Origin of the sequence: Paraburkholderia sp. MM5384-R2 (assembly GCF_014201025.1) — a bacterium.
Classification (GTDB): Bacteria; Pseudomonadota; Gammaproteobacteria; order Burkholderiales; family Burkholderiaceae; genus Paraburkholderia; species Paraburkholderia tuberum.
The window spans coordinates 81,629-101,419 of the sequence record NZ_JACHDI010000027.1 but is presented as its reverse complement, the minus strand read 5'-3'; the positions used below and the strand labels follow the sequence as shown (position 1 = coordinate 101,419).

General features: G+C 58.2%; 17 protein-coding genes and 4 pseudogenes. 9 read left to right on the top strand and 12 right to left on the bottom strand.

All coding sequences use genetic code 11. The annotated features are described in order from the left end of the window. Nucleotides 1-358: hypothetical protein (locus tag HDG37_RS38875; RefSeq protein WP_221312193.1), on the top strand; the 358-nt coding region annotated here is incomplete at its 5' end. Here the strand turns inward: HDG37_RS38875 and HDG37_RS31475 are convergent. Then, on the bottom strand, nucleotides 348-1,244 hold the full coding sequence (locus HDG37_RS31475; protein WP_184054475.1) for a 3'-5' exonuclease: 897 nt from the start codon (nucleotides 1,242-1,244) through the stop codon (nucleotides 348-350). The genes HDG37_RS38875 and HDG37_RS31475 overlap by 11 nt on opposite strands. 44 nt (nucleotides 1,245-1,288) lie before the next feature. On the opposite strand from HDG37_RS31475, the pseudogene HDG37_RS39710 reads away from it, so the two are divergent. After that, nucleotides 1,289-1,450, top strand: a pseudogene (locus HDG37_RS39710) (integrase core domain-containing protein); the annotation flags it as partial. Nucleotides 1,451-1,491: 41 nt separating this feature from the next. On the opposite strand, the pseudogene HDG37_RS31465 reads toward HDG37_RS39710, so the two are convergent. The 4 genes and pseudogenes from HDG37_RS31465 to HDG37_RS31450 all read right to left on the bottom strand — a co-directional run. Beyond that, nucleotides 1,492-2,160, bottom strand: a pseudogene (locus HDG37_RS31465) (IS21 family transposase); the annotation flags it as partial. 209 nt (nucleotides 2,161-2,369) lie between these two features. Continuing rightward, nucleotides 2,370-3,017, bottom strand: coding sequence for a substrate binding domain-containing protein (locus tag HDG37_RS31460; protein WP_184054473.1), 648 nt, complete (start codon nucleotides 3,015-3,017; stop codon nucleotides 2,370-2,372). A gap of 69 nt (nucleotides 3,018-3,086) precedes the next feature. Continuing rightward, the gene (locus HDG37_RS40480) at nucleotides 3,087-3,299 is read right to left on the bottom strand and encodes a LysR family transcriptional regulator (RefSeq protein WP_409260258.1); all 213 of its coding nucleotides are present in this window, start codon (nucleotides 3,297-3,299) and stop codon (nucleotides 3,087-3,089) included. A gap of 834 nt (nucleotides 3,300-4,133) precedes the next feature. After that, nucleotides 4,134-5,663 (bottom strand): annotated as a pseudogene (locus tag HDG37_RS31450) (PLP-dependent aminotransferase family protein). A gap of 189 nt (nucleotides 5,664-5,852) precedes the next feature. On the opposite strand from HDG37_RS31450, the gene HDG37_RS31445 reads away from it, so the two are divergent. Both HDG37_RS31445 and HDG37_RS31440 read left to right on the top strand, forming a co-directional pair. After that, the gene (locus HDG37_RS31445) at nucleotides 5,853-6,605 is read left to right on the top strand and encodes an SDR family oxidoreductase (RefSeq protein ID WP_184054469.1); all 753 of its coding nucleotides are present in this window, start codon (nucleotides 5,853-5,855) and stop codon (nucleotides 6,603-6,605) included. Nucleotides 6,606-6,712: 107 nt separating this feature from the next. Next, complete coding sequence (locus tag HDG37_RS31440; protein WP_184054468.1) at nucleotides 6,713-7,423, top strand: SDR family NAD(P)-dependent oxidoreductase; 711 nt, start codon at nucleotides 6,713-6,715, stop codon at nucleotides 7,421-7,423. On the opposite strand, the gene HDG37_RS31435 is transcribed toward HDG37_RS31440, so the two are convergent. From HDG37_RS31435 to HDG37_RS31425, 3 genes are all read right to left on the bottom strand, one after another. After that, nucleotides 7,374-7,667 (bottom strand): hypothetical protein, encoded by a 294-nt coding sequence (locus HDG37_RS31435; RefSeq protein ID WP_184054466.1) that lies wholly within the window; start codon nucleotides 7,665-7,667, stop codon nucleotides 7,374-7,376. The genes HDG37_RS31440 and HDG37_RS31435 overlap by 50 nt on opposite strands. Before the next feature lie 380 nt (nucleotides 7,668-8,047). Further along, nucleotides 8,048-8,215 carry a flagellar basal body FlgE domain-containing protein gene (locus tag HDG37_RS31430; RefSeq protein WP_184054464.1) on the bottom strand — a complete coding sequence of 56 codons (168 nt, stop codon included), beginning with the start codon at nucleotides 8,213-8,215 and terminating at the stop codon, nucleotides 8,048-8,050. A 1,234-nt stretch (nucleotides 8,216-9,449) separates the two neighbouring features. Next, complete coding sequence (locus HDG37_RS31425; RefSeq protein WP_184054463.1) at nucleotides 9,450-10,451, bottom strand: bestrophin family protein; 1,002 nt, start codon at nucleotides 10,449-10,451, stop codon at nucleotides 9,450-9,452. 416 nt (nucleotides 10,452-10,867) lie between these two features. Here HDG37_RS31425 and HDG37_RS31420 point away from each other — a divergent pair, with 416 nt between their 5' ends. Next, complete coding sequence (locus HDG37_RS31420; RefSeq protein WP_184054461.1) at nucleotides 10,868-11,749, top strand: RNA polymerase sigma-70 factor; 882 nt, start codon at nucleotides 10,868-10,870, stop codon at nucleotides 11,747-11,749. 39 nt (nucleotides 11,750-11,788) lie between these two features. On the opposite strand, the gene HDG37_RS31415 is transcribed toward HDG37_RS31420, so the two are convergent. Further along, nucleotides 11,789-13,039 carry an IS256 family transposase gene (locus HDG37_RS31415; protein ID WP_184054459.1) on the bottom strand — a complete coding sequence of 417 codons (1,251 nt, stop codon included), beginning with the start codon at nucleotides 13,037-13,039 and terminating at the stop codon, nucleotides 11,789-11,791. Between the two features lie 247 nt (nucleotides 13,040-13,286). Here HDG37_RS31415 and HDG37_RS31410 point away from each other — a divergent pair, with 247 nt between their 5' ends. Both HDG37_RS31410 and HDG37_RS31405 read left to right on the top strand, forming a co-directional pair. Continuing rightward, nucleotides 13,287-13,766, top strand: a complete 480-nt coding sequence (locus HDG37_RS31410; protein WP_184054457.1) for a carboxymuconolactone decarboxylase family protein — start codon at nucleotides 13,287-13,289, stop codon at nucleotides 13,764-13,766. 71 nt (nucleotides 13,767-13,837) lie between these two features. Beyond that, nucleotides 13,838-14,244 (top strand): annotated as a pseudogene (locus tag HDG37_RS31405) (cupin domain-containing protein). A gap of 81 nt (nucleotides 14,245-14,325) precedes the next feature. On the opposite strand, the gene HDG37_RS31400 reads toward HDG37_RS31405, so the two are convergent. After that, on the bottom strand, nucleotides 14,326-15,807 hold the full coding sequence (locus tag HDG37_RS31400) for a PLP-dependent aminotransferase family protein (protein ID WP_311541669.1): 1,482 nt from the start codon (nucleotides 15,805-15,807) through the stop codon (nucleotides 14,326-14,328). A 329-nt stretch (nucleotides 15,808-16,136) separates the two neighbouring features. On the opposite strand from HDG37_RS31400, the gene HDG37_RS31395 reads away from it, so the two are divergent. Then, on the top strand, nucleotides 16,137-16,883 hold the full coding sequence (locus HDG37_RS31395) for a hypothetical protein (RefSeq protein WP_184054453.1): 747 nt from the start codon (nucleotides 16,137-16,139) through the stop codon (nucleotides 16,881-16,883). Nucleotides 16,884-16,894: 11 nt separating this feature from the next. Beyond that, on the top strand, nucleotides 16,895-18,130 hold the full coding sequence (flgE, locus tag HDG37_RS31390; protein WP_184054451.1) for a flagellar hook protein FlgE: 1,236 nt from the start codon (nucleotides 16,895-16,897) through the stop codon (nucleotides 18,128-18,130). Nucleotides 18,131-18,157: 27 nt separating this feature from the next. On the opposite strand, the gene HDG37_RS31385 is transcribed toward flgE, so the two are convergent. Next, a complete protein-coding gene (locus HDG37_RS31385; protein WP_184054449.1) occupies nucleotides 18,158-18,835 on the bottom strand; it encodes a DedA family protein in 678 nt (225 codons plus the stop codon). 62 nt (nucleotides 18,836-18,897) lie between these two features. Next, nucleotides 18,898-19,770, bottom strand: coding sequence for a hypothetical protein (locus HDG37_RS31380; protein WP_184054487.1), 873 nt, complete (start codon nucleotides 19,768-19,770; stop codon nucleotides 18,898-18,900). Between the last annotated feature and the right edge of the window lie 21 nt (nucleotides 19,771-19,791).

The following is a 19,791-nucleotide window of genomic DNA, read 5'->3' as shown; positions in this document are numbered from 1 at the left end:
CACCTTCTCACACGACGTCGGCAAGGCAACATTGCGACAACAGAAAACCACATTTGTGCTTGCGCTCAATGGGGAAGCCCTTGTAGTAGCCTTAGCCGTCGTTCGCGTATTTACGCTGATATGCCTGCTGAATGCTGCAGAGCGGTCATTTGGCGAAGGCAACGGCGAACGACCACTGCCACTTGAGCGAACAGGTAGTCTCGTCCCACCCGGACTGTCTAAATGTCGAATCGTCAACTACTCATCGCATGGTGAGATGGAGTTTGCTAAACCACAGATTAATGTCGTGCTTGGTGGGCAGCCACGCCACCAAATTGATCTACGATTCGCGTTCAGCGTGGAGGCTTTCACTCATTGAAACCTTCTTCGTCATAGTCAAACGCATAGCTCTCCAATGCTACTGTTGGTAAGTACTCGCCCCACCTTCCACCTTTCTGTCGACCGGTCTCAGAGATTAGGTGAAGGTTTTTTCGAGCGCGCGAGCCCGTTACATACAAAAGCTTCCGGGCGCTCGTAAGTCCCTCAGGATCGCTGAAATGCGGCACCATTCCTTCCAGGAGAGTGCAGGCTATGACGACATCAAATTCTGCTCCCTTGACGCCATGAATCGTCGACACCGTTATCCCCGAGCGTTCCTGGAATACTCTCCGGAAAAACGCGATGTCTCGACTATCACGGACGCCCTCGCGCTCAAGTTTTCCGATGCGTGCGAGGGAACTGTCGAAGAACGCCGTATGGTGCTCCTCTAGTAGCTGATGGACGCGGTAGTCAATCTCGATTCTTCGGAAGAGTGAGTCGAAAAACTCTCGAAGGTAATCGAGGCCATCAGTTTCCGTGACTTGAATAGCGTTGCAGTGCTTCAGAAATGACTTCTGGTCAATCCGATGTGCGACGACTCCAGCATTAGACAATGCGGTCAGTACCTCCTTCGCCCATCTCATGCGACGCAGGTAAATTGATGGGGGCGGCTCGGTCAGCGCCAAGCACGCGACCGTATACCAGAAATTCTCAATGTCTCTCGAAAATGGCGCCATCCCGGGGCCGTCAAATGCAAATTCAGGTGCTTCCGTAACCAGACGTCGCGTCAGGGCTGCCAGATGTATCCATTGCGGCGCGAGAACGCAGATTTCGTTGGCTTCTATGCCGAGAACCTGTGTGCTGTGTCTGACCAATCGAACAATTTCGCCAACAAGATTGGCTTTGGATATGACCTTGTTGTAGGTAATTAAGCTCGGATAGTGCATTTGCCCCCGTACCTCGGACACCGCCTCACACTTGAGTTGATGAGCGCAATCTCGCCACCGCGTTCGAGCATTACAACGAGCAGCGTCCTCATAGCGCGCTGAAGTACCGCTCGCCACGCGAGTTCAGGCGCAGGACCGATTCGCGCTGCGGTCGCGGCGTCCGGCTTGGGCATGAACGCCACGCAGTGGATAGCGTCAAGCAGTAAGGCCGGTTTACCGATAACCATCTTGGCCGGTCGACCGGGGTGCCACAGCATGTGACGCGTGCTTCCTCCTCAACGAAGTCCGTCGTGCGCCTTGGCGGCAGATCCATGAGCTTTTCGCGCTCAAGGCGGAACGCCGCTGCGTTACGTCGGTTGCGGCGCATGATGACTTCACGCAGAAACTCCTCGTAGGCCGCGCGATCATCGAAGTCCCGGTGGCCGCGCAACATCAACGCCTGATCGATGGCTTCCTTCAGATAGCGATGAGATGACTCAACGCTGCCGTTCTCGTGACCCAGGCCACGATTGTTGCGTGTCCCGTCCATGCCATAGTGCTCGAGCAGCGCCGCATAGCGCACCGTGAAGTCTTCTTCATCTGCGAGGTTTCGGAACGCCGCTGACAGGCTTTCGGTGCGATGCTCTCGCGGGCAGCCCCCGGCCTGCCACAGTGCTTTCTGCAATCCCATGGACAGTGCTTCGAAGCTCTCGCCGCCTTCAACGATGTTGGCGTACTCCCAACGGGAAAACGCCAGCGCGAAGTGGTACAGCCGGTGTTCGAGGGGCACGCCAGCGATGGTCACTCGCAGTTCGGCCATATCGGTGAAGTCGGACAGACCGCGGGCAGCCGGCTCATGCAGCTGCGGGAAGAAGACTTCCTTCGATGGGCCAGATATCGCCCTCCAATGCCGCACGCGTCGCTCGAGCGTGCGGCGTGTGCTGTCGGGATACTCCCAAGTCTATCAATATAGACTTTTATCTCAATAGTAATGTTATGTTTCGATTTCTGGAGAAAACTCGGGCTTAGTGTTCTGGTGGGGTGCTATCGAATGATCCTAGCGGGTATTCAATCAAACTGCGCCTCTAATCATCAACGAGGAGGGTGTGGCAGAGTGTCGAAACTAAGTGGTTCCGCCGAGGTATATCAGTAGTCAGCCAGATGGTTGAGGAGATAGTCGACAAAGACTTTAACCCTCGGGGGCGTTAGCGGGCCGTTGTGGTAGCAGACGAAGTGTCCTCCGCCCCGTGGTGCAAATGCCGTCAATACTGGGATCAGTTCTCCGTTTTCGACCTGCTTACTGACTTGCTCGCTGTCGAGTTGAGCCGGCCCGCACCCGAAAAGCACTGCCTGCTCTAGGAGATCCGGATCATTGGCAACAATGTAGCCATCGAAGCGACGCTTTACTGCCCCGTCGTCTAGGTCAAACGTCCATTCAACAGGGCGGCCGGAATCTGTGCTTCGATGCAGGATGAGTCTGTGCTGGAGAAGATCGTCTATGGTTAGCGGGGTGCCATGTTCACTGAGATACGACGGCGACGCGCATACCACCAGCGCGGAGTCGCAAAGACGCCGCGCAACAAAATCGCCCTTGCTCACCTCGCCGTACCGGATCGCTACGTCGACGCCGGTTCGCCCCGGATCGGGACTGCAATCATTGAGATCAAAGTCGATCTCGATGCCTGGGTACGTTGAACAAAACGACGGTAACATGCTGGCGACGTACTGGCGTCCGAAGCTCGGAGAGCAGATGGCACGAACGTTGCCAATGCGGCTGGCAGTAGATCCGGTCAAATCTCGTAACTCGAATGATGTGATTCACGGCAGGAACATATTCCTCAAAGAGAATCGTACCTTCGGCCGTCAATGCAATTTTGCGATTAGATCGCTGCAGCAGGCGCACATTAACTGGGACTCGAGCCGGGCAATGCTCTTGCTCAGCGAGGGCGACGACACACGTAGGCGGCATGACGCTTCCGCGAGGCTGCCGCTTAGCGCGACGTTGATGAACCCAATAGCGCCTGAGAAGTTTCGTGAAATCCCCGCGCGGCGCAGCGTCGTCGATTCCCGAGCCACGAAGCCCCGAGGGTTCGTGGTTGTGCGCACGTAGCTATCATATTTTTCGTCATTCGAGGCCACGCCGTTACGTACACCGTGCGGAGCCTTGAGCCGACGTAGCGATCTATGCCGTGTGTTATATCGACGTTGCAGCTTGACGTTTGGCAGGTGTCACCGCTCGCCGGGAGACTAAAGTGCGGTAGGAATCAGGGCATTGGGAACGGCGGAGACGGCGCCACAGCATAGAGCGGACCCATCGCAGCGTAACAGCAGACCTGCCCGCTACAGTGGCCCCACTAAGAGCAACCGCTCGCCATGGAATCTTTATGGCCAATCAGTCGAATCGAATGGGAGACGATGCGTACGATCCCTGTTTCCTTGAGTGATTCGACACTCGGCCGCTATCAGGATCAGAGGTGGCGGATAGGTCTCGCGCCCACGTCTGAAATTGCAGACTGACGGGTGTTCGGGTGCGTCGCGGCGACGCCGTCTTTCGACCGCTAACGCGCGGCGGTGCCAGGCCGCAGAATTACCTACGAGGGATTGAAGATGGCGCCATGCGCGCGAGATTTGTGCCGCCGCGGGGCTCACGTGTCTTTCGGACATTCGCCAATCGACTGCGAGACTGCCCTCGTCGGACCATCCAACGCCGGAGACGCGCCCGTGATCAGCGTCGAGGTCGTTAAACTGACCTCGGTGGAATATAGCGCCTTTGTATCGTGCCCGTGACACTTGTCGAGTGGTGCAGGCGGCGCTGGATCAGCTACTTGGCAAACTAGCGCATGAGGTCAAACGTGGGCAGTAACGAATCGTGCGCGTGTCGAGGCGAGCGGAGCGCGGCCGCGGTGTGCGTTATCCCGCGAGACACTCGCACAACGTCAGTGCGAAGCGGCCTGCTTCACCTGCATCGGCAACATTCGCGAAGCCCATCACAAGGCCGCGCGGCGTCCGCCGCATGCGGCCATTCGCGTACCAGATCGAAAGTGGCAGCACGGCGACTCCCGCCTCGCGGGCGCGCGCAGCAACCGCAACGTCGTCGACCGGGCCATCAGGACCTTCAATGAACTGCGCTGCGAACTGGATTCCGCCCTGTGGCAATTCGACGGCCAATCGTTCGCCGAACGCCTGCTCGAGTGCGCGCACGATCAGCACGCGACGCGCGGCGTATAGAGTACGCATGCGCTTCAGGTGCCGCGCAAAATGCCTCTGCTCGATAAAGTCTGCCAGAGCGGCCTGCAGGAGGGTTGGCGATCCGGCGTTCATGCTGCGCGCCACCCGCCCGACACGCTCGACGGCCCGCTCCGGCACCACCGTATACGCCAGCCGCAAGCCCGAAAACATCACCTTGCTGAATGTGCCGCAATAGATCACATGATCGTGCCGGTCGCGGCTCTTCAAAGCCCGCAATGGCCGGCCCAGATAGCGGAACTCGCTGGCGTAGTCGTCTTCGACGATCCAGTTCGATGCCTGTTCTGCCCAGTCCAGCAGCGCCATGCGCCTGGCGAGAGATAACGTGTGCCCGAGCGGGCTCTGGTGCGACGGCGTGACCAGCGCGAAGCGCGCCTGCGCATCCAGTTGTGTCCCGCGTTCGACGTCGATTCCCTCTTCGTTCACCGGGACTGGGATGAGCTGAACCCCGGTTTCGGCGAGAAAGCCGCGCGCGAGCAGATAGCCCGGATCTTCGTACCACACGCTGTCGTTCGGGCGGCCGAGACTGCGCAATACGAGTTCGAGCGTCGCACGGTAGCCGCTCGTCACGAACACCTAGTCCGGCAGGTAGGTCACACCGCGCGACAGTCCAAGATACGTGGCGATGTGTTCACGCAGCGGCCGATAGCCAACAGGATCCGGGTAGGCGAGCATCGTTCGCTCGCCGCTGCGCGCGCGATGCGAAACGAGCCGATTCCAAAGCTTGACCGGAAACGCGTCGAGCGCGGGCAGCCCGGGTTGCAACGGCCGCGGCTCGCCGCTCATGGCGGCCGCAATGGGAATCGGGCGCGGCGGCAGTTCAGCGCCGCGCGATTCGCTTGGCGCCTGAGGTGCGGCAGCCGCTTTGGTGCGCTGTTGGCCGTTCGAATTCTGGGCGTTTTGCATACGAGACGAGTGCGTCACCGATGCCGGCAGCGAGGGCGACACGAACGTGCCTGCCGCGCCGCGCATTTGAAGGTAGCCCTCGTCGAGCAGGATTGTGTAGGCCAGCTCAACCGTGCCGCGCGCTGTGTTCAGTTGCGTGGCGAGGCTGCGCAGCGCCGGCACGCGATCGCCGGGGCGCAGATGCCCCGCGGCGATTGCCGTTCTGAAACGCTCGCAGATTTGCTGATAGATCGGCAGGTGATGCTGCCGATTGATATCTAACGTGAATGTGGTGGGCGGCATGGTCATGAGTGTCTTGCCGGCAAGGGGGCGAAAACGACTTGGCCTGGTCCGAGCGACAATTCTTGGCACTTTCCGATAGTTCATGGTCTTCCCACAATAGCTTCACACGATGCGAGGGCGGCGAGTAGTTTCACGCGATGCAACGGCCGCCCGCCGCGTAAACGTGTCAATTGACCCTCATCTGTGGAATGTGTCATGAAAATCGTCGTAATCGGTGGTTCCGGCCTGATCGGCTCGCGCCTCGTTACGCTGCTTCGGGAGGCGGGCCATGAGGCGCTTGCTGCGTCGCCGCGAAACGGTGTGAACGCCGTGACCGGCGAAGGCCTGAGCACCGCTCTGGCGGGCGCGGACGTCGTCGTGGATGTGGCGAACGCGCCTCCGTGGGAGCCTCAGGCGGTGCTCGATTTTTTCCGCACCTCGACGCGCAACCTCGGCAAGGCCGAAGTGGCCGCAGGGGTACGCCACCACGTCGCGCTATCCATCGTCGGCTGCGAGCGTACGCCCGAAAATGCGTATTTCGTCGCGAAGTTTGCGCAGGAAGAGGCAGTTGAAGCGGCGGGCGTACCCTACACCATCGTGCGTGCGACCCAGTTCATGGAATTCATCGGCGGCATTGCTGATTTCGGCACGGAAAATGGGACCGTGCGTGTTGGCGACGGCCTGTTCCAGCCGATCGCTGCGGATGACGTCGCGGCGGCCCTCGCGCAGGTCGCACTTGCTGCGCCACTGAACGGCACGGTCGATATCGCCGGCCCGGACCGTGTGCCGTTCGCGGAAATCATCTCGCGGTATCTGAGATCGGTGGGCGATGCGCGCCCGGTGGTGACGGATCGCGATGCGCGCTACTACGGAGGTCTCGTCGAGGAACGCTCGCTCGTACCGCTCGGCGACGCACGGATCGGCCGCATCAGTCTCGACCAGTGGCTGATGCAGCCTAAAAAGGGTTGATTTCAGGTATAGCCGAAACCTGAATCAACGTATTCGTAAATCTGGCTTGATCGGAGCCGCCGACCCGGCAGGCGCTGTAGCCGGTCAATCATTTTTCTGGGTAAAGCATGAGCACATCACAAAAAGTTGTCGTCGTGACCGGTGCCTCACAAGGCATAGGTGCCGAAGTCGTCAAGGCATTCCGCGAGCTTGACTATCGCATCGTCGCGACCTCGCGCTCGATCAAGCCGTCGAACGACCCGAACATCCTGAGCGTCGCGGGCGATATTGGTGACCCGTCAACCGCCCAGCGGGTCATTTCCGAAGGTGTCGCACGATTTGGGCGGATCGACACGCTGGTCAACAACGCCGGCATCTACATCGGCAAGCCTTTCACCGTACACACTGCCGAAGACTACGCCGCGGTGATGAACGTCAACGTGGCGGGGTTCTATCACATCACCCAGCTCGCCATCGCCGAAATGGAACGGCATTCGTGCGGCCACGTGGTGAGCGTGACGTCCAGCGCCGTTGACGTTGCCCATAGCGGCGTGTATTCAGCACTCGCAGCGCTGACGAAGGGGGGGCTGAACGCTGTCACGAAATCGCTGGCGATTGAGTATGCCAGCAAGGGTATCCGCGTGAATGCTGTCGCGCCGGGCATCATCAAAACCCCGATGCACGCGCCGAAGACTCATGAAGCGCTGGGCGCGTTTCATCCGCTCGGGCGCATGGGGGAGATGAGCGATATCGCCGATGCAATTCTCTTCCTTGATGCCGCGTCATTCATCACAGGCGAAATTCTGCACGTTGATGGAGGTCAAAGCGCCGGTCGCTAGCTTTCGCGGGCACTGCAAGCCAGTGCCCATTTGTATGGGGCAATAAGATCATTCGAGAGTTCATGGCATCGCGCATTCCGTTGATTGCGACGATGCGTTCGGCCGCGGGGTTCGGGCCGAATTCGATCCCATGAGGATTATTGCGCAGAGAATCCTGATGACGCGCAAGTTCGACAGGATGCTCCTCGCCGTGGATCGCGCGTGGCATGGTTTCGCCGCAACTTGGCAGGGCGCCGACTTCCACGGCTGAATGCAGCTCTGTGAAGAATAGCGGTTGATGCGAAGCTCGTCGTGACCGGGCGTGGACCCACCGTGCCCGGCCACGAAGAGGGCGGCTATTTGCCTCAGCGGCTCGCTCTTTGAAGGGGCCCGTCAGCGAACCTAAAAAAATACATTGCAAGGGAATTTCGCGCCGGTCATTTCGGTTGTGCACGCACCTGGTCTCGAGAGTGCGACTGCGCCTGTCGCCGCGCGCGAACTGGGGAATTGCGGTGCGATTCCACTCGCGCTACAAGGGCGTTACACGGCGCTACCCTATTGGTATTGCAAGGGACACGGGATTCGTGATTCCATTCGCCTTCGGCCCAACCGGACTGCCAGTCGTACCGTACGTGCCGTTACATTTTAGGACCCGGTCGCGGTCTTGGCGAAATAAAAGGTGACCGGCTGCTTGTCGTCACCAAGTGAGTCGTAGGGATTGACCTGCTGGCTGGTTGTGTAGCTGGTTGGGTTACTCGGACTGAATGTGGTGTTCGTGACGTTGCTGTCTCCGGAGTTCAGGTTATAGGACACCTAAATGTTCGTGGTCGCCGTAGGCGGGCACACCGGCAATCACCGTCGAACCAGAATCATCAATCACAGGAGTCCCCAGGGCGTCGAATTGCAGCAAGACTTGCTGGCGAAGAGTCGCTCACGAAACGGGCAGGAGCGCTCGTCCTTACCGGATACTCGCGAACGTGGCCTTCCGGTAGCAGCGAGTATGCGTGCGCCGCTGAGCCATTGGAACACCCTGCGGCTAACTCAATATTAGCCATTGGCTAACTGAATCTGGATAGGCTCGACAGCGTACTGCTCGTCGGTAACCTTCTCCTTCCAGATTACGCTACGCGTTGTACAGAGCATGCTGAGCGCGAGGATGGGCCGTGCGGCCGTGGCTGAATCAGCGTTCAGGAGGCTGTAACCGGGCAGGCACGAGATCGCATCGCCCGCCCGAATTTAGACGACAGGTTCACTCTCGCACTGGCCGCAGCCACAACCCGTGGTGGTGATCTGAATTTTGCCGCGTGTCTGGATGCGCGAGGCGCTCCGGGCGTGCAGCTCGCACGTCACGCTGACCACTGGAACAAAGAGGAGGCACATGCAAAGCAGGCAATCCGAAGACTGCCCATGAAGGGCTGTTCCGCGACTTTCTTCGATGGCAGAGGAACCTCGATGGTTGAGATCCACGGTCGAGCCGCCTCGTGCACGTACCTGAGACGCGTGCGTTGCCAGAATATTGCAATGTCATGTTGGCTTCGCGAGGTGGGGGCCGCTCGCCCGATCAACGGGTGACAATTGGCCGGGGGTAGGCGGTGCATCCCGCGATGGGAACACGAGCCTGCACTGGAAAGGCTGCAGCCTCGGTTCGACAGGAAGCCGGGCGAGCGTGCACCCAAACGAACTTCAGGTGTCGAGGGCCTCAAGCGAAACGTGATGAATATTCCTGGGAGCGCAAGGACGATGAGGAGGGCGCTGGGTATCGCGAGCCTCGAAGAGGTCAGCATCACGCGCATTACCGGAACGCGCGGCGGACCTGTAGACGCATGATCGGCGCCACGCCTTGATCGCAACGACCTCGATTTACCTTTAGAAAGATGAGGTGAAACTCGCGCCGGATGAATCAGGTCATCGCAGCAAGATGGCTTCGGATTGCCCGTCAAATGGGAGCACCGAGGCCTGCACACCTTTTATTTCCGTATTCTGAAGTGCCGATAAGCCAACACGATGAAACGGCAGTGGTGCGGTATCAGTCAACGAGTCTGGACTCCTATAGTGCGATGATTGCAGGGTTTGATGGACCGCTGGCATATTCGCCGAGCATTTCTTTCAGATCGCGTTCGATAACGGTGCATAGCGTTGAAATGGGAACATCGTTTGCACCGCCTTCGAATGGATTCTCCGTGCTTTCCCCAACCTGCTCGAGCGACGTGTACATCCACGATACTGCGACACTGCATGGCACCACCAGCCATATCATGTTGCCATGCATGAAACCGCTCACACTATCATTCAGTTTGTCGAATTCATGGAGCAGACCGAATGGGAAAAGAAAACAAAAGAATTTCACGAACAGCGAACTGACCGTTGCATATTGACGTGGATAGGGAAAATTTTTGAAGCGTTCCGATCTTGACTGGAGCTCGATGAGATCTCCAACGGCCTTCTGAAGCTCCATGTAGAAGCTTGAGTTCAACTGCCCCGCAGCGTGAAGCATCTTGAGGGAAGCGCCTTGCAGGCTCAGCACGAATGTAGCGATCGACGTAGAGGACAGCGCTTGCGCTGTTTCCGAGGGAGACAAATATTGTGGCAATAACTCGCTAATGTCTGTTTCCCACTCCGGCACACGATAATACCGCCGATATTCAGCGTTGAAATCCCTGTTCGTACTTTCCCAGATACGAGGTCGACGCAATTCATATCGCAGCGCGGTCAGCCAGGCAATGTGCCGATACACCAGTTTTCGAGACGTTTCTTCCTCGTTGATGAGATCGCGTGCGATTTCACCCCATCGACGGCTTCTGCTCAATATGTCGATCCAGACGTCGAGGGCTTCCATTGCCCGGTTGTAGGTTTGGACGTTTTTGAAGCCGACGATGAACGACGTCGCGGTTCCGAGCAAGACCACGATCGTCAGAGGTACCGACAACCATGTTAGAGCGAAGAACTTGTATAGAACGACAGGTACAGACCCGCAAATGAGAAGTGCATAGATTTGTCGTCGAGTCCAGATCAGGAACTCCGATAACGTATACGATTTTCCAAGATGCATTTTCTGTGTCTCAGGCTACCGCAGGTGAATAAGTGAAAGAAGATGCCGACAGCGTGCGCACTCAGCGCCACGCTCAGCGCCAACTGACACCAACCGGATTGCTACCCCTCTAAGACGTTGCGCGCCTGGTTTTGTAACGGGCGGCAGAAAAATCGTCCGCCAGACCTCATGATGCCGGTTCATTCACGTGGAGATTGTTGTTTTTCAGGCAACAATGAGGCATTCGTTGTGATCTTCCGTTAAGAGCTAGACATGCATATGATGGCGGCCGGGTTCGACGCCGGCGCCGCAATACGCTCGGACTTTCACGCGCAACGTTTCATCCGGCGGCCCTCTGCTCCATACGTGGCAATATGCACTGACAGAGAGTGGTTGGACTGCCACCCGGGTTTTCACACGGCTGGAGAGATCTGTTCATGAACAACGACGCACGTGCCTTCGATGCGCTTCGCCCTCGGCTGCACAAGATTGCGTATCGGATGCTGGGAACCATTGCCGAGGCCGAAGATGTCGTGCAGGACGTCTGGCTGCGCTGGCATGCGGCGCCCCGGGAACTCATCGAGAATGTCGAAGCGTGGCTCGTCGCTGTTGCGACGCGCCTGTGCATCGACCGTCTGCGTGCGGCAAAGATCCAACGTGAACATTACTCGGGTATATGGTTGCCGGAACCTGAAATGACGGACCCGTCCGCTACCCCAGAAGGGATCAGGGAGCGCGCCGACGAAGTTTCCCTGGCATTTTTGATGTTGCTCGAGCGGCTTAGCCCGGAAGCACGCGCGGCGTTCCTGTTACGAGAGGTCTTCGACGCGGACTATGCGGAAGTTGCCGGAGCTATCGGCAAGACGGAAGCCGCGTGCCGCCAACTCGTCAGCCGTGCGAAAGCGCAGTTGCGGGATGAACGTCCACGCTATGCTGTGCCGCGCGAAACCCATCTTCGCCTGCTGCAGACCTTCGCGCAGGCGCTGGAGCAAGGCGATTTCGCCGCGATCAATGCGTTGCTGGCCGAGGACGCGATGCTGATCGGCGACGGCGGCGGCAAGGTGCCGAGCTTCCCTAAACCGATGGTGGGCGGCCGGCGCATCGCACAGCTTTTCTACGCTGCTTGCCGGCGCTACGGCAGCGAAGTCAGCGTCAAACTCGTAATGCTCAACGGTCAATGGGCGTTGATACGATTTGTCGAAGGCAAGCTCGAGTCGGCACAGTCGTTCGAAACGGATGGCGTGCGCATTGTCCGTATTCTCGTGCAGCGCAATCCCGACAAGCTGGCGTGTATCGCGGCGTCAAACAGCGACGCCTGAACGGGGAGTGTCCGGAATTTTGTGTAAACGGGTTGAGGTTTAACCCGGCACCAGCCGCTCTTCGAACTGGATCGTGAAGCGGTTCAGTGCGGCCTTCCAGTCGCGGATCGGCATCGTCCACTTCTTGCTGATGTTGTTCAGGGCCAGGTAAAACAGCTTGGTGACGGCCTCATCGGTCGGGAACGAGCTGCGGGTCTTGATCACCTTGCGCAGGCTCATGTTGATCGATTCTATGGCATTCGTGGTGTAGATCACCTTCCTGATCTCCGGTGGGTAATCGAAGAACGGAATCACACGTGCCCAGTTGCGTCGCCAGCTCTGTCCGATGGACGGATAGTCCTTGTCCCACCTGGCCTCGAAGGTGCCCAGCATCTGTTCGGCCAGTTCGACGGTCGATGAAGTGTAAATCGTCTTCAGGTCGGCGGCGACTTCCTGCTGCATTTTCCACGGCACGAAGTTCAGGCTGTTGCGCACCATATGCACGATGCGCAGTTGCACGGCCGCTTTCGGGTAGACCGCTTCAACGGCTTCAGGAAAGCCTTTAAGCCCGTCGACGCAGGCGATAAAGATGTCCTGCACGCCGCGCGTCTTCAGCTCAGTGACCACCTGCAGCCAGAACTTGGCCCCCTCGGTCTGGGCGATCCACAGTCCCAGGACTTCCTTGTGGCCGGCCATGTTCACGCCGATGGCCAGAAACACCGCCTTGGTCCGCACCGCGCCGCTGTCGCGCACTTTGACGTGAATGCAGTCGAGATAGACAATCGGATAGAGCGCGTCGAGCGCACGGGCCTGCCAGACCTTCACCTCATCACTGACGGCGTCGGTGACCGCCGAGATCAGCGTCGGCGAGACCTCCGTGCCGTACATTTCTTCCAGGTGCCCCTGGATCTCGCGCACGCTCAGGCCACGCGCATACAGCGAAATGATCTTGTCGTCGAAGCCCGTCCAGCGCGTCTGATGGCGCTCCACCAGCTTCGGCTCGAACGCCCCCTGACGGTCGCGCGGAATATTGAGCGGCAACTCGCCAAACTCCCCCTGCAGCGTCTTGGCGCTATGGCCATTACGGGTGTTGCCCGTGGCATTGGTCACCGTTTCGCTTTTGCCATGGCCCAGGTGTTCGGACATCTCCGTCTCTAACGCACGCTCCACCAGCATCTTGGTAAGCTGTTTGAGCAGGCCGTTCTCGCTTATCAGGTCTTCCGGCTTCTGGTAATTCGCCAGCAGGCTGTCTGCCAGCTTGACGAGTTCAGCATCGGGTTTCTCTCTTTTATTGCGTTTCGCTACGGTCATCTATGCTCCTGTTGCTGGCAGTCTCCTGCCAAATGACCGTTTACACAAAACTTTTTACACCCTCCCTGAACGCCGATACCTCTCAGGTCTGCCTGCGCTAGCGTGCGGTTGATTGGTGTCGCAGGGGCAACACCGTGATCCCGTTCGCGGGCCTACCGTGCAATGCCGCGCTGGCCTACGATGATTTCGTGCGGCGCATTGCCGCTAACGGCATCCGCCCCAGCGCAAACGTTCACAGGAGCAGACCATGACGCAGCGTATCAACTACATTCAGCAATCACCGGAACTCTTCAAGAAACTCCTTGAATTGAGCAATCAACTGAAGGACAGCGCAATCGCAGAGTCGATCCGCGATCTCATTTCGATCCGGGCGTCGCAGATCAATGGCTGCGGCTTTTGCGTCGACATGCATGTCAAGCAGGCACGCCTGCACGGCGAGCGCGAACTGCGCCTTCATCATCTCGCGATCTGGCGCGAATCGACGCTTTTCGCGCCACGCGAGCGCGCCGCACTCGCGTGGACTGAAGCGTTGACGAAGCTTTCCGAACATGGCGTGCCGGACGATATCTACGAACACGTGCGTACGCAGTTGTCCGAGAAGGAACTGTCCGATCTGACGTACGAAGTCATGTCCATTAACGCCTGGAACCGCGCGAACGTAGCATTCAGGACCGTACCGGGTTCGGCCGACAAGGCGTTCGGCCTCGACAAGGCGAACCTCGTCTGAACCGTCTGGTTCTGCCGTTCTTTTCCACGTTCGTCCCGCCCGTGCGGGATGCGTTATCAGGCTGGCATACCATGTTCCCCGTTAAGAACATCTCAATCGCAATGCTCGTCGTCGCAGGCGCACATCTCGGTGTGGCTTGCGCGGCGGCTCCCGAAGCCGTCGTGACACCGCTGATGGAAAAGCCGCTCACGATTATCCCGGCAAGGAAGCGCTGATGATCAGCGTGACCTATCCACCTGGTTCCGTCGATCCCGTTCATCGGCATTACGCCGACGCCTTCGTCTATGTGCTGGAGGGATCGATCGTGATGCAGGTCAAGGGCGGCAAGGAAGTCACGCTCACGCCTGGGCAGACGTTCTATGAAGGTCCGAACGATGTACACACGGTCGGGCGCAACGCGAGCAAGACCCAACCCGCGAAGTTCATGGTGATTCTTCTGAAGGACAAGGGCGCGCCGGTTCTCGTGCCGGAGAAGTAAGTAGATACGTGCGGCGACGCTCCGGTTTTCGATATCTGGCGACCCCGGCGATCGGTAGGTGTGTGGCAGATGCCGCGTTGCTTACATGCTCTCGCGCAAGGCTGCGGCCATGCGTCGCGCGGCCCTGTCCATTTCATCCTCATTGAACGGCGCGAAACCCATCACCAGACCTTGGCCCACGTTATGGCCCCGAGTGTATCGGCCTAATGGCGCAGCTTCGACGCCGGCCAATTTCAATCTTCGAACGGCAGTGCGCTCGTCGAGCTGCGACAGACGGCCCACGACGTCCAGACCGGCGCAAGCCAACGGGATCTCGATCAAGTCCTGCCAGTGTTTCAGAGCCGCATGTTCGAACGCCTGCGCGCGCGCCGCATAGATTTTTCTGGTGCGACGCACGTGTCTCTCGAAATGTCCGTCGACGAAAAAGTCTGCCATGACAGACTGCGCCAAACCGTTAGCACTTCGATCGGTGACTGACGTCGCGCGGATAAACGGCTCGACGAGATGCGGCGGAAGAACGACAAAGGCAAGCCGTAGGGAAGGAAACATTAGCTTACTGAATGTGCCCGCCAGTACGACGCGGGAATCGGCGCCCGGCAGGCTGCGGAGCGCTGGAAGCGGCCTCGGGCGAAAGCAGTACTCGCTGTCGTAGTCGTCCTCGAAAATGATTGCTTCGCTCGCAGTCGCCCAGCGAAGCAGGGCAGAGCGCCGCTCTGCGGACAACGGCATGCCCAGCGGAGCCTGTCGCGACGTAGTGACATAGGCGAGGACAGCGGAAGGCGCGATGCGTATGCCCTCGTGCACACGAAGGCCGTCCCGGTCAACGGGCACATCGACCACTCGAGAGCCGCTCGCATGCATGATCTGACGCGCGCCCAATTTGCCGGGGTCCTCCATCCAGACGGAATCACCTGGCTTGCTCAGCAGGCGCATGCACAGGTCAAGAGCCTGCTGCACACTGCCGACGATGACGACCTGCTCCGGCGGCACTCTCACGCCACGCGCGATTGCCAGATGTTCCGCGATCGCCAATCGCAACGCGGGCAACCCGCCAGGCGTTGTGTCGTTGAGGGTAAGCAGGCGCGAGGTGCGCAATTGCCGTACATGAAGTTGCCGCCAAAGATCCACTGGAAACAGGCGAATGTCGCCACGATGCGGAAAGAATGGCTGCGGTAGTGAGTTCGTGACAAAGAGCGGGAGGGGGGGCTCATGCTCCCTGAGCCGTTTGATCCACGGCGCGTGGAGTTCTGTTGCGGGATCGTCACCGGCGACGGTTTGACGCGCAGCCATCGCTTTACACGGAAATGTGTGATCGGGCAAAACGGTGCTCACCCGCGTGCCACTTCCGGTGCGTGCGACCAGATAACCTTCCGACAGCAATTGCTCGTACGCTCCGGCGACGGTGCCCCGTGCAACACCGTACTGTTGCGCCAGTGTGCGCGTACCCGGCAGGAGACCACCTTTGGGTAAGCGACCGGAGACGATCGCCTGGCTGAGTGCCTTATATAACCACTGCTGCAGACTTTCGTTCGCATTGGGTGCTCCCAAAGGAAGGGACCACACGACGGCGGACCTCTCGCGTCTGCGCCTTCCCGTTGGAGCTTCAAATCGGCCGTTCATGAGGTTCGAATCTATTGCTGACCTTGGACAAGATTGAAGTGGAACGCAGATGCCAACCGCACACACTTGCTTTAAAGACGTGTTGGGCACCCAAGCTGTGACATCCAGATTGGCCGTTTCGATGGAATTCTCTCGTAAGAGGAACGTCTGCCGGCAGGCAGGAAAAGTGGCTCAACGCACCAATCCAAAACTGGCTCATTACACGTGAGCCCTTTGGCCGCATTATCTGTGGCATCCATACGCTGTTCTTCTTTCGCGATACAGAGTTCCCGATGCGTACACGATCACCTTCGCGAGCAACGGTTGCCCGTTATTCCAGCCTGAACAACAAAAAAATGGCACATACAACAGCTCCTCAAATTGCCGCGCCACTCACGTGCCGCGACCATAGCCGAAATCATATTCAAGACAGCGACGCAAATATCGCTCGAAGCCTCGCAACGAACGAGCGCGAGACGCGTTTTCCGGACATGGGGCCGAAGATCAGAACATTGTTCTTTCCAGCGCAGATGAACGACCTGGGACCTCTTTCCGGAAGGAACAGACACCCAGCCGTGTCGTTGACAGCGGTTGATGACGATTCAACTGAATTGAACGGCTTCGAAACGTGTCTAGTTTGCGTCAATGAATGGAATAGAGACTTCGCCGCTCCCTGCTTCATCGCTCACAGGCATGATAGTCAGGGAACGATCGATACGTTGTCGTTGTCCGTGACAACCATGGAAGTAACCGCCTACCCCGTCAAAGCAACCGCATATTTGTACAACCGAAGTTCTGCCGCCTATCTGGGATCGCTCGATCTCCGGTACTTCGGAATGTGCATGCCGCGAACGCTTCTTTTCGATGTCGCAGAGCACCGTTTACCCATATCGACACAGATTGAGATCAGCTTCGGTGTCGACGGAGGGGGACCGCCGCTCATTCCGCGGCCACCGACCATTACGAGCGTAGCGCTTGGTCTCGTGGAACGCCAATTCGACGCACAACAAAGCGTTCGAATCTCGATCGCTAACCCTTGAAGGAGAGACTCATGAGTTACGAAACAGGTCTTAGCGGATTGGCAGCAGCATCCACAGATCTCGATGTGATCGGCAACAATATCGCCAATGCGAATACGGTGGGATTCAAAAGTTCGACGGCACAATTCTCAGACATGTACGCGAACGCCGTCGCTACCTCCGTGAACAACCAGGTTGGAGTCGGCACCCGTTTGTCGACCGTTGAACAGGATTTTGCCAACGGTACGTTCACGGACACGCAACAGCCACTCGACATAGCCATCAACGGGGGCGGCTTCTTTCAATTATCGAATGGCGGTTCGGTTGTCTATTCACGAAATGGCGTGTTTCATCTGGACAAGAGCGGTGCAATCGAAAATGCACAGGGTCAGCAACTGATGGGCTATTCTCCCGGACCGAATGGGACAATGAATACGGGCAGCGCCGGGCCGATCATCATTTCCACGGCGGACGTGCCTCCTGTGGCGACGAAATCAATTGCAGCCGCTTTTAATCTGAATTCCACTGATCCTGTCCCTTCGAAAACGCCGTTCGATCCATCGGACTCGGCCACCTTCAGTTATAGCCAACCCATGCCGATCTACGATTCACTCGGCGGCGCGCAGACTGTATCGGTCTATTTCGTGAAAAAAGCGACGGGTTCTTATGAGGTGTACGCGACATCGGGTTCGTCATTGATTCCAGTAGGTCCAAACCCAGCAGGCGATTTGGGAGCAATCGCCTTTGACAACTCGGGCCACCTGACATCGTCAGGCGCCTCCAACCTTGGCTTTACCATTCCGAACGGTGCGGACGGTGGAGTTACGACACAATCGTTGTCGCTGGATTTGACAGGCACGACCCAGTACGGTGGGAAGAATGGCGTAATCAGTTTGCAGCCGGACGGCAATAGTTCAGGGCAACTCACGTCGTTCGCCGTTGGCCCTGACGGGGTATTGACCGGCTCGTTTTCGAACGGCGCCACGCGTGCGCTTGGCCAGGTGGTGCTCGCGACCTTCGCTAATCCGAACGGCCTCGTGAATCTGGGAAACAACGCGTATGAGCAGACAGCCGAATCCGGCGTTGCTCAAATTTCCACGCCCGGATCGACAAACCATGGGGTGCTGCAAGGTGCTGAGACCGAGAACTCAAACGTCGACTTGACGGCCCAACTTGTTGATCTGATTACGGCGCAGCGTAACTACCAGGCAAATGCGCAGACGATCAAGACGCAGCAGGCGGTCGATCAGACGCTCATCAACATATAGTTAGTACGTCATCCTGTGGCACGTTAATCAGCAATAACCCGCCATGCCAGCGGTAAAGAGGGTCGTGCCCGGTGGCCTGTCTGCCACCGGGGTTCGTATGCGAGCCCTATGAGCAAGCCATGCTGGGCAAAGAAGAGCCATCGCGACGATGCCGAGCAACGGCACATGCCAGCCAGATTGGTGAAGCCATGCGAACAATCCGTCGAGTCGATCGGCCAACATCGCACCGGCCAGGAGACCAGCGCATGCCCATATGCCCACGCTGGCGCAGTCGTGCAAAATAAAGGAGCGTGTTTTGATTGTCATGGCTCCGCAAAGAGGAACGGCGATCAGCGAAAGGCCGGGTACGAAACGGACAATCACTAACGCACGCGCGCCACGTCGCGAAAAGAAGTACTCGAACCTGGTAACGCTCGATTGCCTCGCGAACGACAGTTTACATATTAACTGGATGGCACGTCTGCCGTAGCGCTTGCCGCCTTGAAACCAGACAAAGTCGCCGAGAACACCGCCAGAAACGGCGGCGCCGAGCGGAATGGCGAAGTGAAGCAGTGCACGCGCGACGTCATATCTTGCGATAGCGATGCTTGCGCCGATGCTCATTAGCGTGGTGATGGAAGGAAACGGCAGACCGAGCGATGAAGCTAGCATGCTGAAGAATAGGATCAACGCTCCATACTGAGAAATCAGCTGATGGGAAAACATTTGATGATCCTCAGAAAATGATTTCGTCGTTGTCGTAAACGTAACCCGTCGCCCGTTTCGCTTCAGATCGCTCCGGCTAGCCACAGCGCAACGTTGACAGAGTAGCGGTGAACGTCTCGCAGGGCTTGCCGCTCCGTCAGCATCCCATTCCCGGCAGGTTCGGTCACAAAGCTCGGACAGCCAAGTCTCGGATCCCAGTTGTAGTCGGCAAAATGATGAAAGGTACTTTCGGCGACCGCTGGACCTCCCCAGACCGAAGGTTCGAATGCGACTGCAAGATTGAAGCTCTTTCCCGTTACTTTGCTTTTGCCTCGTGCGATCACCCGAGCCGGTTCGTCGTCGGGAGCATCAACAGCGCCCTCATGGGGGTGTGCGGGCAGGAACCGGATTGCGCCGCCCGGAGAGTCAAGGTCCGTCAATACGGGATGTGTGGGGCCAACGATCGTCACTTCCTGAAAGTCTCCGTTTGTGCCCGAGTGAAAATTGGGCCAGGAGATGTGAGTTGAGAACGGGTCGTCGGCCACACGTCTAGATGGGTCGGGATCCGGATTGCGTGTGTGAAAGTGGTGTGCCTTGCCCACTCCGCCCAAGCTGCACAGCGAACTGCCCAGATCCATGTGATCCCTGGTGACCAACAGGCCACGACCCGCGCGTCGGAATCGCGTGATTGCCGCGCAATCTTCGGGGGTCAGGCCGTCCCCTTCGTCAACGGCAAACAGCCACAACTCGTCGAACCCGGTTTCATCAAGACGGGAAAGAATCGGGTCCGGCTGTGCGCGCCGCTCGCGGTCCCGAGCGACGACATTGAACATCGCGCGTCCTTCGGAATCTCGATGTGTTCGCAGTAATTCTGTCAGGCGGCTGAATCGCGCAATCGACCAGTCATTGCTGCAAGGCAGGATGGTCGTTTGAAGTAGGATCTGGATGGTACGCATGATGGTGAGTAAGTCGCGGCG

Excerpts from the sequence above, each read along its gene's own strand:
- HDG37_RS31475 (WP_184054475.1), bottom strand. The coding sequence starts at position 1,244 with ATGCACTATCCGAGCTTAATTACCTACAACAAGGTCATATCCAAAGCC.
- HDG37_RS31445 (WP_184054469.1), top strand. The coding sequence starts at position 5,853 with ATGAAAATCGTCGTAATCGGTGGTTCCGGCCTGATCGGCTCGCGCCTC.
- HDG37_RS31440 (WP_184054468.1), top strand. The coding sequence starts at position 6,713 with ATGAGCACATCACAAAAAGTTGTCGTCGTGACCGGTGCCTCACAAGGC.
- HDG37_RS31425 (WP_184054463.1), bottom strand. The coding sequence starts at position 10,451 with ATGCATCTTGGAAAATCGTATACGTTATCGGAGTTCCTGATCTGGACT.
- HDG37_RS31420 (WP_184054461.1), top strand. The coding sequence starts at position 10,868 with ATGAACAACGACGCACGTGCCTTCGATGCGCTTCGCCCTCGGCTGCAC.
- HDG37_RS31415 (WP_184054459.1), bottom strand. The coding sequence starts at position 13,039 with ATGACCGTAGCGAAACGCAATAAAAGAGAGAAACCCGATGCTGAACTC.
- HDG37_RS31410 (WP_184054457.1), top strand. The coding sequence starts at position 13,287 with ATGACGCAGCGTATCAACTACATTCAGCAATCACCGGAACTCTTCAAG.
- HDG37_RS31395 (WP_184054453.1), top strand. The coding sequence starts at position 16,137 with ATGCGTACACGATCACCTTCGCGAGCAACGGTTGCCCGTTATTCCAGC.
- flgE (WP_184054451.1), top strand. The coding sequence starts at position 16,895 with ATGAGTTACGAAACAGGTCTTAGCGGATTGGCAGCAGCATCCACAGAT.
- HDG37_RS31385 (WP_184054449.1), bottom strand. The coding sequence starts at position 18,835 with ATGTTTTCCCATCAGCTGATTTCTCAGTATGGAGCGTTGATCCTATTC.
- HDG37_RS31380 (WP_184054487.1), bottom strand. The coding sequence starts at position 19,770 with ATGCGTACCATCCAGATCCTACTTCAAACGACCATCCTGCCTTGCAGC.